At 67.9% G+C, this 15132-nt stretch carries 16 protein-coding genes; 9 read left to right on the top strand and 7 right to left on the bottom strand.

Translation table 11 applies throughout. The features are described 5' to 3' along the window. Positions 1 to 2 precede the first annotated feature (2 nt). The 3 genes from BUB76_RS12055 to murB form a co-directional block, all read right to left on the bottom strand. Positions 3 to 878 carry a cell division protein FtsQ/DivIB gene (locus BUB76_RS12055; RefSeq protein WP_073129041.1) on the bottom strand — a complete coding sequence of 292 codons (876 nt, stop codon included), beginning with the start codon at positions 876 to 878 and terminating at the stop codon, positions 3 to 5. After that, the gene (locus BUB76_RS12050) at positions 866 to 1762 is read right to left on the bottom strand and encodes a D-alanine--D-alanine ligase (protein WP_236737912.1); all 897 of its coding nucleotides are present in this window, start codon (positions 1760 to 1762) and stop codon (positions 866 to 868) included. The genes BUB76_RS12055 and BUB76_RS12050 overlap by 13 nt, the downstream gene beginning before the upstream one ends. A gap of 76 nt (positions 1763 to 1838) precedes the next feature. Then, a complete protein-coding gene (gene murB / locus BUB76_RS12045) occupies positions 1839 to 2810 on the bottom strand; it encodes a UDP-N-acetylmuramate dehydrogenase (protein WP_073129040.1) in 972 nt (323 codons plus the stop codon). Positions 2811 to 2904: 94 nt separating this feature from the next. On the opposite strand from murB, the gene BUB76_RS12040 reads away from it, so the two are divergent. Both BUB76_RS12040 and BUB76_RS12035 read left to right on the top strand, forming a co-directional pair. Beyond that, positions 2905 to 3243 carry a DUF952 domain-containing protein gene (locus tag BUB76_RS12040; RefSeq protein WP_073129039.1) on the top strand — a complete coding sequence of 113 codons (339 nt, stop codon included), beginning with the start codon at positions 2905 to 2907 and terminating at the stop codon, positions 3241 to 3243. Next, on the top strand, positions 3240 to 4292 hold the full coding sequence (locus BUB76_RS12035; RefSeq protein ID WP_073129038.1) for a quinone-dependent dihydroorotate dehydrogenase: 1053 nt from the start codon (positions 3240 to 3242) through the stop codon (positions 4290 to 4292). Before BUB76_RS12040 ends, BUB76_RS12035 begins: the two co-directional genes overlap by 4 nt. A gap of 4 nt (positions 4293 to 4296) precedes the next feature. Here the strand turns inward: BUB76_RS12035 and BUB76_RS12030 are convergent, their stop codons facing one another. The 3 genes from BUB76_RS12030 to BUB76_RS12020 are packed head-to-tail and all read right to left on the bottom strand — an operon-like array spanning position 4297 to position 6608. Further along, positions 4297 to 5616: an MATE family efflux transporter gene (locus BUB76_RS12030; RefSeq protein ID WP_073129037.1), complete on the bottom strand. Its 1320-nt coding sequence runs from the start codon at positions 5614 to 5616 to the stop codon at positions 4297 to 4299. Positions 5617 to 5661: 45 nt separating this feature from the next. Beyond that, positions 5662 to 6180, bottom strand: coding sequence for a PaaI family thioesterase (locus BUB76_RS12025; RefSeq protein WP_073129036.1), 519 nt, complete (start codon positions 6178 to 6180; stop codon positions 5662 to 5664). After that, positions 6177 to 6608, bottom strand: a complete 432-nt coding sequence (locus tag BUB76_RS12020) for a PaaI family thioesterase (RefSeq protein ID WP_073129035.1) — start codon at positions 6606 to 6608, stop codon at positions 6177 to 6179. The genes BUB76_RS12025 and BUB76_RS12020 overlap by 4 nt, the downstream gene beginning before the upstream one ends. Positions 6609 to 6782: 174 nt before the next feature. Between BUB76_RS12020 and BUB76_RS12015 the strand changes: the two genes are divergently transcribed. From BUB76_RS12015 to BUB76_RS11985, 7 genes are all read left to right on the top strand, one after another. Further along, positions 6783 to 7151, top strand: a complete 369-nt coding sequence (locus tag BUB76_RS12015) for a MerR family transcriptional regulator (protein WP_073129034.1) — start codon at positions 6783 to 6785, stop codon at positions 7149 to 7151. Positions 7152 to 7439: 288 nt separating this feature from the next. Next, positions 7440 to 7838, top strand: coding sequence for a MerR family transcriptional regulator (locus BUB76_RS12010; RefSeq protein WP_073129114.1), 399 nt, complete (start codon positions 7440 to 7442; stop codon positions 7836 to 7838). Between the two features lie 25 nt (positions 7839 to 7863). Further along, positions 7864 to 9642 carry an acyl-CoA dehydrogenase C-terminal domain-containing protein gene (locus BUB76_RS12005; RefSeq protein ID WP_073129033.1) on the top strand — a complete coding sequence of 593 codons (1779 nt, stop codon included), beginning with the start codon at positions 7864 to 7866 and terminating at the stop codon, positions 9640 to 9642. 29 nt (positions 9643 to 9671) lie between these two features. Next, positions 9672 to 9884 carry a hypothetical protein gene (locus BUB76_RS12000; RefSeq protein ID WP_073129032.1) on the top strand — a complete coding sequence of 71 codons (213 nt, stop codon included), beginning with the start codon at positions 9672 to 9674 and terminating at the stop codon, positions 9882 to 9884. A gap of 283 nt (positions 9885 to 10167) precedes the next feature. Beyond that, positions 10168 to 10788: a glutathione S-transferase family protein gene (locus BUB76_RS11995; protein ID WP_073129031.1), complete on the top strand. Its 621-nt coding sequence runs from the start codon at positions 10168 to 10170 to the stop codon at positions 10786 to 10788. A 10-nt stretch (positions 10789 to 10798) separates the two neighbouring features. Then, positions 10799 to 12022: an acetyl-CoA C-acetyltransferase gene (locus tag BUB76_RS11990; RefSeq protein ID WP_073129030.1), complete on the top strand. Its 1224-nt coding sequence runs from the start codon at positions 10799 to 10801 to the stop codon at positions 12020 to 12022. A gap of 12 nt (positions 12023 to 12034) precedes the next feature. Next, complete coding sequence (locus BUB76_RS11985) at positions 12035 to 14236, top strand: 3-hydroxyacyl-CoA dehydrogenase NAD-binding domain-containing protein (protein WP_073129029.1); 2202 nt, start codon at positions 12035 to 12037, stop codon at positions 14234 to 14236. Positions 14237 to 14340: 104 nt separating this feature from the next. Here the strand turns inward: BUB76_RS11985 and BUB76_RS11980 are convergent, their stop codons facing one another. Then, positions 14341 to 14988 (bottom strand): Hint domain-containing protein, encoded by a 648-nt coding sequence (locus BUB76_RS11980; RefSeq protein WP_073129028.1) that lies wholly within the window; start codon positions 14986 to 14988, stop codon positions 14341 to 14343. Between the last annotated feature and the right edge of the window lie 144 nt (positions 14989 to 15132).

Raw genomic sequence — 15132 nt, 5'->3', positions numbered from 1 at the left:
GCCTAGTCGTCCCCTAGTTCTATCATTTTTATCTGCCGCATGGTTTGCGCCGCCTCGGGCGCCAGCCGCACGGTCGGACGGCGCGGGTTGCGCATGTCGACTACCCGCACCTCGCGCGCCAGAAGGTCCTGCGCCTCGTCCACGGCGATGACCTGCTCCAGCGCGCCGACCGGCGTGCGTTCGGGCAAAAGGATGCGCTGACCACGGTCCAGCACGACCGTCCAGCGCCGTTCGCCCACCCGCAGAAGTCCCCGCAGGCGGGTGCTGAGCGGCTCGGCCGCGGCCACCAGTTCCAAGGCCTCGGCCGCCGCGCGGTCGGCACCGCGCCCGATGATGAGCGGAAGGTCCGGCCGCGCGCCCCGCTGCAGGATCGTCGACACGCGGTTGCCGCCGACATCGACAAGGTCCAGCCCGCGCGGGTTGCGCCACACCAGCGCGGGCACCCGCTGTTGCACCTGTATATGCAGCACGCCGCCCGGGCGAATGCGCAGGTCGGCGCGTTCGACCGCGTCCAGCCCCGCGACCGTCGCCTGCATCTGGGCCAGGTCGAGGTCGAAGGACGACATGGGGAAGTCCAGCGGCAGGATCTCGCGAATATCTTCCGAGATGTCGGGGCTCGCGCCGTCGATGGCCATGAGCTTGACCATGAACTCCTCGCGGCTCTGGATCTCGGTCTTCACCTGCTGCCACCACAGGCCCATGGCGTCGCGCCGGTCCTGGTCCGACAGGGCCAGCACGCCGATCAGGACCATGATCGCCGTCGGCAGACCGAAGACGAAGCCGCGCCGCACACCGGGCGTGAGCATCAGCCGCTGGAGGCGATACGCCAGGCGCGAGGGCGCCGGGTCGCGGGGGGCCGCCTGGCCTACCTGAGACATGAGGCGTCCTTCACCATCCAGTCGCAGAGCGCGCCGAATTCCATGCCCGCGTGTGCCGCCTGTTCGGGCGTGAGCGACGTGGGCGTCATGCCGGGCTGCGTGTTCGTCTCGAGCAGGATCAGCCCGTCGCGGCCGCGCGCCTCGTCCCAGCGGAAATCGGTCCGGCTGACACCGCGGCATCCCAGCGCCGCGTGCGCGCGGAGCGCATAGTCGAGGCAGGCCTCGGTGATCTCGGGCGGCACCTGCGCGGGGATCACGTGGCGCGATCCGCCTTCGACATACTTGGCGTCGTAGTCGTACCAGCCGTCGGTCAGGATGTCGGTCACCCCCAGCGCCCGCGCCGGTCCCTGGGGGCCGGCACCCAGCACGGTGGTCGTCAGCTCGCGCCCCGGCGCGAAGCGTTCGACCATCACCAGCTCGGGCATGTCGTCCGACAGGGCGGGCGGGCCGTTGGTATCGGCCGGCACCAGGTAGACGCCCACGCTGGAGCCTTCGTTGAAGGGCTTCACCACGTAGGGCGGGTCCATCACGTGGGCGCGGCGGACGTCCTCGCTCCGGGCCAGCAGCGACGGCACCACCGGCAGGCCCGCGCGGCGATAGGCGTCCTTCGAGCGTTCCTTGTCCATGGCAAGCGCCGAGGCCAGCACGCCCGAATGGGTATAGGGCAGGCCCATCCATTCCAGCAGGCCCTGCACGCAGCCATCCTCGCCCCAGCGACCGTGAAGCGCGTTGAAAACCACGTCCGGCGAGATTTCGGACAGGCGCAGGGCCAGGTCGGCGCCAGCGTCGACCTCGATCACCTCGTACCCCTGCCCCGACAGCGCAATCGCACACTCGCGCCCCGACGACAGCGAGACTTCACGCTCGGCCGACGGACCGCCCATAAGGACTGCCACCTTGGGGTTTGCCCTGCTCGACATACCCGCTCTCTGTGCCTCTGGCCCGGCGTTGCGGGCCTTATTATTCTGCGTCGCGGCTTGTGTTTTGTCCGCGTTCACCGGCAGTCGCGGGTTCACCCACGCGCCGTACTTCCCACTCTAGACGAATCGCGCTGGTTTGAAAGACCTTTTGGCGAACATGCTCGCCGAGATTTTCCAGATCTGCGGCAGTTGCGCCACCCGTGTTGATCAGGAAGTTCGGGTGCTTCTCGGACATTTGCGCCCCGCCGATCCGCGCGCCGCGCAGCCCCGCGTCGTCGATGACCTTCCAGGCCTTGAGCTCGTGGGTGTCGTCGTCGCGGCCGGTGCTGCTGTGGCCCGCCGGGTTGCGGAAGGTGGACCCCGCGGTGCGGTCCTTCGTGGGCTGGGTGGCGTCGCGCTTGGCCAGCTGGTCTTCCATCCGCGCGGTCAGCGTGTCGGGATCGCCCGCATCGGCCCGCAGGCGCGCATGTGTGATGACCCAACCGTCGGGAAGCTCGGAATGGCGATAGGCCAGCTTCAGTTCGGCCGCCGGGATCGTCACGACCTCGCCCGCGCGGGTGACCGCGTCGACCTCGATCAGGTGGTCGGCGACATATGTGCCGTAGCAGCCCGCGTTCATCCGCACGGCGCCGCCGATGGCCCCGGGGATGGTGCGCAGGAAGGTCAGGTCGCGTCCCGCCGCCGCGGCCTTGCGGGCCACGTGGGCGTCCAGTGCGCCCGCCCCGGCCGTGACCACGTCGCCCTCGATCGAGACGTCCATGAACGGCCGGCCCAGCCGGATCACCACGCCCCGCACGCCGCCGTCGCGCACGATCAGGTTGCTGCCGACCCCCATGGGAAAGACCGGGATCTCGGGCGGCAGATCGCGCAGGAAATCGGCCAGGTCCGCGACATCGGCGGGCTGAAACAAGATATCGGCCGGGCCGCCGACGCGCAGCCAAGTCAGCTCGCTCAGGTCGCGGTCCGGGGTCAGGCGCCCGCGCACGGCGGGAAGGGATCGGGTCAGGTCCATGCGCCCGTGCCTATGCCATGCGCGCAGGCGATTCCAGTGGTCCCGTGGCGAGGCGGGGCTGGTCCCGCGGCCCGCGCCGTGGCAATGAGGCGCCATGCTGGTTTACAAGATTTTCCGCCCCGCCGAATGGGACAAGCTGCAGCGCGACGGCGCGACCGACGGCGCGCCCATCGATGTCTCCGACGGCTATATCCACCTGTCCAACGCCGAGCAGACGCCCGAGACCCTGTCCAAGCATTTCGCGGGTGCCGAGGGGCTGATCCTCTGCGCGGTCGAGACCGATACGCTGGGCGACGCCTTGAAGTGGGAGCCGTCGCGCGGCGGCGCGCTGTTCCCGCATCTCTATCGCCGGATGGAACTGGGCGACATCAGGTGGCACGCGCCCATCGGCCATGACGGCACCCGTCATGTCCTGCCGGACCGGATGGCATGAGCCCGCTCGAGCGGCTGGGCCTGCGCGCGCTTCGAGCGTTCGACCCCGAGCGCGCCCATGGCCTAGCGCTCTCGGCCCTGCGCGCCGGGTTGGCGCCCTCCCCCGGCCCCGTGACATCGCACCGGCTGCGCGTGTCGCTGGGCGGGCTCGACCTGCCCAACCCCGTGGGGCTGGCCGCCGGGTTCGACAAGAACGCCGTTGCGCTGGCCCCGCTGGCCCGGGCCGGCTTCGGCTGGCTGGAGGTCGGGGCCGCCACCCCCCGCGCGCAGGAGGGCAACCCGCCCCCGCGCCTGTGGCGGCTGGCCGGGGACCGGGCCGTCATCAACCGCTTCGGCTTCAACAACGAAGGGGTCGACGCCATCGCCGCCCGCCTGGCGGCCGCGGCGACCGGCGTGCCGCGCGGGCTGAACCTGGGCGCCAACAAGGACAGCGCCGACCGCGCCGCCGATTTCGCCGCCGTGCTGACCCGCGCCGGGCCACATATCGATTTCGCGACCGTCAACGTGTCGTCGCCCAACACCGAGAAGCTGCGCGACCTGCAAGGGGCCGAGGCGCTGGCCGCGCTGCTGGCCAAGGTGATGGAGGCGAACGCGGCCCTGGCGCGGCCCCTGCCCGTCTTCGTCAAGATTGCACCGGACCTGTCGGATGCCGACCTGGCCGATATCGCCCGCGTGGCTGGGGATGCAGGTCTGTCGGGGATCGTCGCCACCAACACCACCCTGTCGCGCGACGGGATCGATCCGCGCCATGCCGAAACGCCCGGCGGCCTGTCCGGCGCGCCGCTGTTCGAGCGGTCGACCAGGGTGCTGGCGAAACTGTCCACGCTCACCGCCCTGCCGCTGGTGGGCGTGGGGGGCGTCAGTTCGGCCGAGGAGGCTTACGCCAAGATCCGGGCCGGCGCGACGGCGGTGCAGCTTTATTCCGCGATGGTGTTCCAGGGGATGTCGCTTGTGGCCGAGATCGCACGGGGTCTCGACGACCTGCTGGTGCGCGACGGGTTCGACAGCGTGGCGCAGGCGGTGGGGACCGACCGCGACCGCTGGCTCTAGTGCGCTAGCCGACCGAGCGTTCGAGGTCCGGGTATTTCCAACCCAGCGTCGCGCCCCGGAACACGAAGCTCAGCAGGAACGCCATCCACAGCCCGTGATTGCCGAAGGCCGGGACCAGTGCCACCGCCGCCACGGCATAAAGCGCCGCCGAGATCACCATCATGTTGCGCATGTCGCCCGTGCGCGTCGCGCCGATGAAGATGCCGTCCAGCATCCACGCCGCGCAACCCAGCACCGGTGCGGCGACCATATAGGGAAGGTAGGCACGCGCCTCGGCCCGCACGGGTTCGGCCGTCGTCATGATGTCGATGACCAACCCGCCAGCGACCGCGAAAACCACCGCCAAAACGACGCTCGAAACGCCGCCCCAAAAGCTTGCCACCACCGCCCCGCGCCGGAACAGGTCGCGCCGCCCGGCGCCCAGCGCGGCGCCGACGATCGCCTCTGCCGCGAAGGCGAAACCGTCCATGGCGTAGGCGGTGATCTGAAGGAATTGCAGCAGGATCTGGTTGGCTGCCAGCGGCACGTCCCCGAAGCGCGACCCGGTGAACAGGAAGCTCACGAAGATCGCCTGCAACAACAGCGACCGCAGGAGGATATCGCCGTTCACCTGCGCGAAGCGTTTCAGGCGCGCCGGGTCCGCCACCCGTGTCCAGTCACGCCAGGCGGCCGTCGCGAAGGCGTCGCGGCACAGCCACAGCCCCAGCGCGAGGCCCGACCATTCGGCGATGAAGGTGGCCCAGGCCACGCCGGTGACGCCCCAGCCGAGGCCCAGCACGAACCACAGATCCAGCCCGATGTTCAGCCCGTTCATGGCAACCTGTACCGCCAGCACGCCGCGCGTGCGTTCCGCGGCAATGAGCCATCCGGTAATCGCGTAGATCGAGATCAGCGCGGGGGCAGAGAACACGCGCACCGCCATGTAGTCGCGGGCCAGTGCCTCGACCTCGGTGCTGGCGGGCGACACTATGAAGGCCAGCCAGAAAAGCGGGATCTGCAACGCGATGATCGATACGCCCGCCATCAGGCCGATGCCCAGCGCGCGGCTGAGGATCACCGCCGCCTCGGCCCCGTCGTTCCGGCCCAGCGCCTGGCTGGCGAAGCCGGTCGTTCCCATGCGCAGGAAGCCAAAGATCCAGTAGATCGCGGTCAGGATCACAGCGCCGATGCCCACGGCTCCGATGGGCGCGGCCTCGCCCAGCTGCCCGACGACTCCGGTGTCCACGATGCCCAGGATCGGTACCGTCGCGTTCGAAAGTACGATGGGCAGCGCCACGCCCAGAACGCGCGCATGGGTGACCGGTCGGGCCGTTGCCTCGGTCATGCGCGGGAGGCGCGAAATCGACCGCCGGTCATAGCCAGCCCAATCTCACCCATCCTCGCGCGCCTGGGGCATCAGGAAGTGCCCGGTGGCCTGCGCGAACAGACGGTCGCGATTGTCCTGCCATGCTTCGACCTGCACGCTGGCATAGCGCCGGCCCGACCGGTTGATCTTCGCCCGGGCGTAGGCGTCGCGCGGCAGGCCCGAGCGCAGGTAGTCGATGGTCAGGTCGATGGTCTTGGGCATGCGCGGCAGGTTCCCCTGCTCCAGCGCCTCGGCATCGATGCGGCCCGACTCGATCTCGTCCCAAAGCCGCGACCAGGCCAGCGCGATGGTCGCCGTGGTCTCAAGGAAAGCAGCGGTCGCGCCCCCGTGCAGCGCGGGAAGCATAGGGTTGCCGATCAGTTTCTCATCGTAGGGCAGGATCGCGGTCAGTTCGTCCCCGCGCCGGTCGAAGCGGATACCGAGATAGCGCAGGTACGGAATGCCGCCGACCAGGGCGTCCAGCGCGGCATCGCGGCGGTGCTTGACGACCTGTACCGGTTCGGGCTGCGGACGGCGGCTCATCGTTGCTTCCCCCGCTCCAGCGTGAAGGCGCCGGTGGCGGTGGCCACCGGGTTCACGTCGTCATCGTCCAGCGCCCGCGCCCGCACGAAGGCGACCGACCGCGTCACGTGATAGCATTCGGCCACCGCGCGGACCGTCTGGCCGGGCGTCGCCGCGCGCATGTAGTCGATGCGCAGGTCCAGCGTGGCGGTCCCGGCGGGCTGGCTGCCGTGCAGCATCACCGCCGCCCCGCCACAGGTATCCATCAGCGCCGAGACCGCACCGCCATGGATGACGCCCGAGGCCGGGTCGCCGATGAGCTTTTCGTCATAGGGCATGCGGATCTCGGCCCGCCCGTCGCCCGTGGCGACGAGTTCCATTCCAAGGTCGCGGGAATGGGGAATGGCGGCGATGAACTGGCGGGCGATCCGCTCGGCGTTCTCGGACATGGTTTGAACGGGGCCTCCGTCGCTCGGGTTCGGCCCTTCATTGGCCTTTGCCTGTCCGCCCGCAAGGCAAAATCGCGGGCGGCCCACCCGGCATAGCTCCTGCCGCGCGCCGCGGCGATTGAACCGCCCGGCCACCCGCCCTAGGTTGTCCCTTGCGAAAGGGAGGTCGCGTCCGTGTCCGAAGAACGCCTGAATTTCAAGGAAATGTGCGCCAAGTTCGACGTCACGCCGCGGACCTTGCGGTATTACGAGTATATCGAACTGTTGCAGCCCATTCGCGAAGGCCGCGCGCGCTTCTACGACCCGCGCGACGTCGCCCGGATGAAGCTGATCCTGCGTGGTCGCCGCTGGGGCTTTTCGCTGGAGGAGATCCGGCAATGGCTGCTGATCTACGACAAGCAGGGCACCGAGGCGCAGATGCGCGAATGGGTGAAGCTCGCCGACCGGCAGCTCGACAGCCTGCGCACCGAGCTCGAGCAGATGCAGAAGGCCATCGACGAGCTGCAGGAGAACCGCGACCAGGTGGCCGACAGCCTGGGCTGACCGCTCTGTCGCCCGGCTGAACCGTGGGGCGTGCGTCACCCGCCGCCGCCAATGCTCGCGACCGTCGGCGCTGCCTCTCCTCTGAAAAGTAAGCATGCCAGATCCGGCGAACACGGCCCCGCTGTGCAGTGCTATTGCACCTCCTCCACCAGCGCCGCCTCCCCTCCCCAAGCCGCATGGCGAAATGACGTGACGTTTGCCTTACGTGAACGTCAATGTGACTTGCGCCCACGCGCCGACCTTCGCAAATACTTCGCCAGATACACGCCGACGCTGCCCGAGAGACCGATGACCGACGACGACCTGATGACCATTCGCCAGATGTGCGACACCTTCGAGGTGACCCCCCGCACGCTGCGATTCTACGAATCCAAGGAACTGCTTGCCCCCAAACGCGAGGGGCAGAAGCGGCTCTTCACCCGCCGCGACCGCGCGCGCCTGAAGCTGATCCTGCGCGGCAAGCGCTTCGGCTTCAGCCTGGAAGAGATCCGCCAGCTTCTCGACCTCTACGAGATCGGCGACGACCAGGAGACCCAGCTGACCCAGGCCCGCGCCATCGCGCAGAACCGCCTGGAAGACCTCAAGGCCCGCCGGGTCGATCTGGAAGAGGCCATCGCAGACCTCGAGGAACAGATCGCCTGGGGCGAGGAAACCCTGCAAAAACTGCGCCGCAACCCGGCCGCCTGAGACATACGCCCGAGGAGGAACCCCCATGCCCACCTACACCGCCCCCGTCAAAGACCTGCAATTCGTCATCCATGACATGCTGAAGGCCTCCGAGGCCGCGACCCCCGGCTACGACGAGCTGGACCGCGACTTCACCAACGCCGTGCTGGAAGAGGCCGGCAAGCTTTCCGAGAACGTCCTGGCCCCGCTGAACACCGTCGGTGACGAGGAAGGCTGCAAGCTGGAGAACGGCGTCGTGCGTACGCCCAAGGGCTTCAAGGACGCCTACGACCAGCTGTGCGAGGGCGGCTGGATCGGGCTGGACTGCGACCCCGAATACGGCGGCCAGGGCATGCCCTACCTGCTGAACTCGGCCGTGGGCGAGATGTTCGTCTCCGCCAACATGGCGCTCAACATGTACCAGGGTCTGAGCCACGGCGCCTACAACGCGATCCACACCCACGGCTCGGACGCGCAGAAGCAGACCTACCTGCCGAAGATGGTCGAGGGCACCTGGTCGGGCACCATGAACCTGACCGAGCCGCATTGCGGCACCGACCTGGGCCTGATCCGCACCAAGGCCGAGCCGCAGGACGACGGCACCTACAAGATCACCGGCTCGAAGATCTGGATCTCGGCCGGCGAGCACGACATGACCGACAACATCATCCACCTGGTGCTGGCCAAGATTCCCGGCGGCCCCGAGGGCGTGAAGGGCATTTCCCTCTTCATCGTGCCGAAGTTCCTGGTGAACGAGGACGGCTCGCTGGGCGAGCGCAACAGCCTGTCCTGCGGCGGTCTGGAAAAGAAGATGGGGATCCACGGCAACGCCACCTGCGTGATGAACTACGACGGCGCGACCGGCTACCTGATCGGCGAGATGCACAAGGGCATGCGCGCCATGTTCACCATGATGAACGAGGCCCGGCTGGGCGTCGGCATCCAGGGCTACGCCCAGGGCGCGGTGGCCTACCAGAACGCGCTGGGCTTCGCCCGTGATCGCCTGCAGGGCCGCGACGTGACCGGCGTGAAGAACCCCGATGGCCCCGCCGACCCGATCATCGTGCACCCCGACGTGCGCCGGAACCTGATGGACCAGAAATCCTTCGTCGAGGGCGCCCGCGCCTTCGCGCTGTGGGGCGCGTCACTGATCGACAAGGCCCACCGCGAGAAGGACGCCGAGGCCGAGGCGCTGATCTCGCTGCTGACGCCGGTGATCAAGGGATTCCTCACCGACAAGGGCTTCGAGACCACCGTGCTGGCGCAGCAGACCCTGGGCGGATCGGGCTTCACCCGCGAATGGGGGCTCGAGCAGTTCGTCCGCGATGCGCGCATCACCATGATCTACGAGGGCACCAACGGCATCCAGTCGCTGGACCTGGTGGGCCGCAAGCTGGGCCTCAACGGCGGCAAGACGCTCATGGGCTTTTTCGAGATGATCAAGACCTTCATCAAGGAGAACGAGGGCAACGAGGCGCTGAAGGCCGACTTCCTCGACCCGCTGAAAGCCGCGTCGAAGGACCTGCAGGCGGCGGGCATGTACTTCATGCAGAACGGCATGAAGAACCCCAACAACGCGCTGTCGGGCAGCTACGACTTCATGACGCTCTTCGGCCACGTGTGCCTGGGCTTCATGTGGGCCCGCATGGCCAAGGCCGCGCAGGAGGCGCTTGACGCCGGCGCGACCGACACCGAGTTTTACGAGACGAAAATCGCCACCGGCCGCTACTACATGGCCCGCCAGCTGCCCGCCACGGCGACGCACCTGGCGCGGATCAACTCGGGTGCCGCGCCGGTCATGGCGCTGGATGCCGCCAACTTCTGAGGCGCGGCCGAAAAGGAACAGGAGGCCAGATGCCCAAACGCTTTCGCCTGACCCGCCGCATACCCGTCGCCATGACCGAGGACGGGTACAGGCGGCTGCGGAAATTCGCCGCCGAGGCGGGGCTGGACGAGGGCGAGGCGCTGAGCTTCCTGTTCGAGCATTTCGACAGCGTGACCAACAAGGAAAACCTGACGGCGCGGCTGCGGCTGTTCAACTCGGAACTCGATGCGCGCAAACGCTAGGCGTCGCGCGGGCCGGGACCCGGGGCCGCCTCCGGCGGAGGTATTTGGGGAAAGATGAAGCGACTGACGGTCCAGCCCGATCCCGCGGCACGACCCGGTGTCGCACGGCAGGACCGGAGCTTCACCTTTCACGGCCATCGGCTCCTCAGCCTGTACCGCGCTCCAAGGGTCACGCACCAACCTTAACGAAGGATGAATCCGGCCACTTCATCTTTCCGAAAATACCTTGCGGGGGGTCCGGGGGGCGTAAAGCCCCCCGGTGCCTCGCCAACCGGGAGAGAGCATGACCATAGACCTCCATTGCTTCGGCGAGTCCGGCAACGCCTACAAGGTCGCGCTGGCGCTGGACCTCGCGGGCCTCGACTGGCGGCCCGTCTTCGTCGACTTCTTCAAGGGCGAGACCCGCAGCGACGCCTGGCGCGCCGAGGTGAACCCCATGGGCGAGGTGCCGGTGCTGCGCGACGGCGAGCTGACCCTGACCCAGTCGGGCGTCATGCTCGATTACATCGCCGAGACCAGCGGAAAGCTGGGCGGCGAGCGGCACGAGGTCCTGCGCTGGATGTTCTGGGACAACCACAAGTATTCCACCGCGATCGGGATGACGCGGTTCCTGATGAACTTCCTGCCCGAGGACAAGCGCCCGCAGCCCGTGATCGATTTCCAGCTGGGCCGCCTCAAGGCCGCCCACGCCGTGCTGAACGCCCACCTGCAGGGGCGCGACTGGGTGGTCGGACGGGACGTCACCATCGCGGACCTGAGCCTCGGTGGCTATCTCTTCTACCCGGAACCCTTCGGTTTCGACCGGGCCGACTGGCCCGAGATCGACCGCTGGCTGAGCAACATCCAGTCCCTGCCGGGCTGGAAACACCCTTATGACTTGATGCCGCGTGCCTACGCGGCCTGAGGAGGACCCCATGACCGACGCCTTTATCTACGACGCCGTGCGCACCCCGCGCGGCAAGGGCCGCAAGGACGGCGCCCTGCACGAGGTGACCTCGGCGCGCCTCAGCGCGGGCGTGCTGAACGCGCTGAAGGATCGCAACGGCCTGGACGGCCACGCGGTCGAGGACGTCATCTGGGGCAACGTCACCCAGGTGGGCGAACAGGGCGGCTGCCTGGCGCGGACGGCCGTGCTGGCCTCGGAGCTGGACGAGCGCATCCCCGGCGTCGCCATCAACCGCTTCTGCGCGTCCGGCATGGAAGCCGTGAACATGGCCGCCAACCAGGTCCGCGGCGCCACCGGCCAGCGCGGCGGCGTCGGCTACATCGCCGGCGGGGTCGAGATGATGGGCCGCGTCCCCATGGGCAGCGACGGGGCGGCCATCGCCGTCGATCCGTCCATCGCCATGAACACCTATTTCGTCCCCCAGGGCATCAGCGCCGACATCATCGCGACCGAGTACGGCTTCAGCCGCGACGACGCCGATGCGCTGGCGGTGGAATCCCAGAACCGGGCGGCGGCCGCCTGGGCCGACAACCGCTTCGCCAAGTCGATCCTCGAGGTGAAGGACCAGAACGGCCTCACCATCCTCGACCGTGACGAGTACATGCGTCCCGGCACCGACATGCAGGCGCTGGGCAGCCTCAACCCGTCCTTCAAGGACATGGGCGAGACCATGCCGGGCTTCGACAAGATCGCGCTGATGAAGTACCCGCACCTGGAGCGGATCAACCACATCCACCACGCCGGCAACAGCTCGGGCATCGTGGACGGCGCCGCGGGCGTGCTGATCGGCGACGCCGAGTTCGGCAAGGCCAACGGCCTGAAGCCCCGTGCGCGCATCCGCGCCACCGCCAAGATCGGCACCGATCCGACGATCATGCTGACCGGCCCGGTCCCGGTGACCGAGAAGATCCTGGCCGATCACGGCATGAATATCGGCGACATCGACCTCTTCGAGGTGAACGAGGCCTTCGCGTCCGTGGTGCTGCGCTTCATGCAGGCGTTCGACATCGACCACGGCAAGCTGAACGTCAACGGCGGCGCCATCGCCATGGGTCACCCGCTGGGCGCCACCGGGGCGATCATCATCGGCACCCTGCTGGACGAGCTCGAGCGGTCCGACAAGGAAGTCGGGCTCGCCACCCTCTGCATCGCGTCCGGCATGGGCGCGGCCACCATCATCGAACGCGTGTAAGGAGCCGGAACCATGACCGATTTCACCATGAAGACCGGCGACGACGGCGTCGCCATCATCACCTGGGACGTGCCCGGCAAGTCCATGAACGTGCTCAGCCTCGAAGGCTGGGACGAGCTGGACGCGCTGATCGACCAGGCGCTGGCCGACGACGCCGTGAAGGGCGTGGTCATCACCTCCGGCAAGAAGGATTTCGCCGGCGGGATGGACCTGAACGTCATCGCCAGGATGAAGACGTCGGCGGGCGACGACCCCGCCAAGGGCCTGTTCGAGGGCCTGATGCGCAGCCACGGCATCCTGCGCAAGATCGAGCGTGCGGGCATGGACCCCAAGACCAACAAGGGCGGCAAACCCATCGCCGCCGCCCTGCCCGGCACCGCGCTGGGCATCGGTCTCGAAATCCCGCTGGCCTGCCACCGGATCTTCGCCGCCGACAACCCCAAGGCCAAGATCGGCCTGCCCGAGATCATGGTCGGCATCTTCCCCGGCATGGGCGGCACCACCCGCGTCAGCCGGATGATGGGGGCCATGCAGGCGAGCCCCATCCTGCTGGAAGGCAAGCTGAACGATCCGAAGAAGGCCAAGTCGCTGGGCCTGATCCACGAGGTCGTGGACGACCCCGTCGCCGCGGCGCGCGAATGGGTGCTGAACGCCAAGGACACCGACATCGTGAAGCCGTGGGACCAGAAGGGCTTCAAGTTCCCCGGCGGCGCCCCCTATCACCCGGCGGGCTTCATGACCTTCGTCGGCGCCAGCGCCATGGTCAACGGCAAGACGCAGGGCGTCTACCCCGCCGCCAAGGCGCTGCTGTCGGCGGTCTACGAAGGCGCGCTGGTGCCCTTCGACACCGCCATCAAGATCGAGGCGCGGTGGTTCACCTCCGTCCTGATGAACCCCAGCAGCGAGGCGATGATCCGCTCGCTCTTCATCAACAAGGAAGCGCTTGAAAAGGGTGCGAACCGCCCCGAGGCGCCCGACCAGACCGTCAAGAAGGTCGGCATCATGGGCGCCGGCATGATGGGTGCGGGCATCGCCTACGTCTCGGCCAATGCCGGGATCGAGGTCGTGCTGATCGACCAGGAACAGGCCGCCGCCGATCGCGGCAAGTCCTATTCCGAGGACATCCTGGACAAGGGCATCAAGCGCAAGAAGGTCACCGAGGAGAAGAAGACCGAGGTCCTGGGCCGCATCACGGCGACCACCGACTACGACGCGCTGAAGGGCTGCGACCTGGTGGTCGAGGCGGTGTTCGAGGATCCGGGCATCAAGGCCGAAGTGACGAAAAAGGTCGAAGCCGTGGTCGGCCCCGACTGCATCTTCGCCACCAACACCTCGACCCTGCCCATCGGCGAGCTCGCCAAGGCGTCCGAACGCCCCGAACAGTTCATCGGCATCCACTTCTTCAGCCCCGTGGACAAGATGATGCTGGTCGAGATCATCAAGGGTGCCCAGACCGGCGACCGTGCCGTGGCCAAGGCGCTGGACTACGTGCGCCAGATCCGCAAGACGCCGATCGTGGTGAACGACGCGCGGTTCTTCTACGCCAACCGCTGCATCATCCCCTACATCAACGAAGGGGTGCGCATGGTGAAGGAAGGCGTCGAGCCCGCGCTGATCGAGAACGCGGCCAAGATGCTGGGCTTCCCGCTGGGTCCGCTTCAGCTGGTCGACGAGACCTCGATCGACCTGGGCGTGAAGATCGCCAAGGCCACCAGGGCCGCCATGGGCGACGACTATCCGGACGAGGCCGTGGACGAGGTGCTGTTCTGGATGGCCGACCAGGGCCGCATGGGCCGCAAGTCCAAGTCGGGCTTCTACGCCTACGCCGAGGACGGCAAGCGCGTGGGCCTGTGGGAGGGCCTGGGCGACAAGTATGCCGTGGCCGATGACCAGCCCGAGCTGACCCGCGTGCAGCATCGACTGATGATGGCCCAGGTGCTGGAGGCCGTCCGGGCGTTCGAACAGGGCGTGCTGGAAGACATCCGCGAGGGCGACGTGGGCGCCATCCTGGGCTGGGGCTTCGCGCCGTGGTCGGGCGGTCCGTTCAGCTGGCTGGACATCATCGGCGCCGCGAAGGCCGTCGAGATCTGCGACACGCTGACCGCCGAGTGCGGGGCGCGGTTCACCACGCCCGAGCTGCTGCGCGACCTGGCCAAGGGGGGCGACAGCTTCTACGGCCGGTTCGGCGACGGCGCGGCGATGGAAGCCGCCTGACGCCCCAAGGCGTCACCGCACCACCAAACGGAAAAGGCCGCGTCCTCGGACGCGGCCTTTTTCATCGGGACCTTGAGGGGGGACAATCCCGATGGGGAAAGCTTTCAGTTCTCGTCCGCGTAGGCCATGTCGCGGCGGCGTGCCTCGTCCTCGGCGATGATCCGGGTGAGGTCCGTGGCCCGCTCGATCGGCAGAAGCGAATAGGTTTCGGACGTGCCCTCGTCATCACCTGCGGAAAGCGACGTGTCGGCGGGGCACAGGAACAGCGCGCCGATATTGGCGAAGACCAACTGCTCGGTCTCGAAATAAAGCGTCACGATCTCGGTGCTGGCGTCCGGCAGTTCGCGCCGGATGCCGCGGAACCCTTCCAGCGCCTCGGCGGCCATGAGCGTGAAGGGATCGCCGAAAATATCCTCGGCCGCGTCCGATTCCAGCATCACCGGCTGCTCGGGCAGCAGCTGCATGGGGGTCTGGTTGCCCAGCGCCTCGACCGGGACCGACAGCGGCCACTGCTTGCGCGGGCAGGCCTTGGCCTTGGACCACAGCTTGGAATGCTCGACGCGCGCCACTTCCTGCAGGCCGCCGTCGAAGGTCAGCACGCGGTCGCCCGGCTTGACCTCTTCGATGGGGCGCCAGCCGATGGTCGTGGCCACGCGCGTGCCCGCGATGATCCCGATACGGGGGCTGTCACCAGCGGTTTCGGACCCGTCGGACGTGTCGGCCTGGGGGCGGGAAAAGGATGACAGCTTCATTTTGAGGCTCCAATTGCAATCGCAAGACTCCGCCGGATGGGACGGATTGATTCACTTTTGACGCGTAATTCGCGCGGCATTTGGCCCCGAACCGGGCGAGAATGCGGCATCCGCCAATTTTCGGGAAGGTCGCGGTAAATTCAC

The sequence above is a fragment of the Palleronia salina genome, from assembly GCF_900141995.1.
GTDB classification, from domain to species: Bacteria; Pseudomonadota; Alphaproteobacteria; order Rhodobacterales; family Rhodobacteraceae; genus Palleronia; species Palleronia salina.
This window is presented reverse-complemented; position numbering and strand designations above follow the sequence as displayed.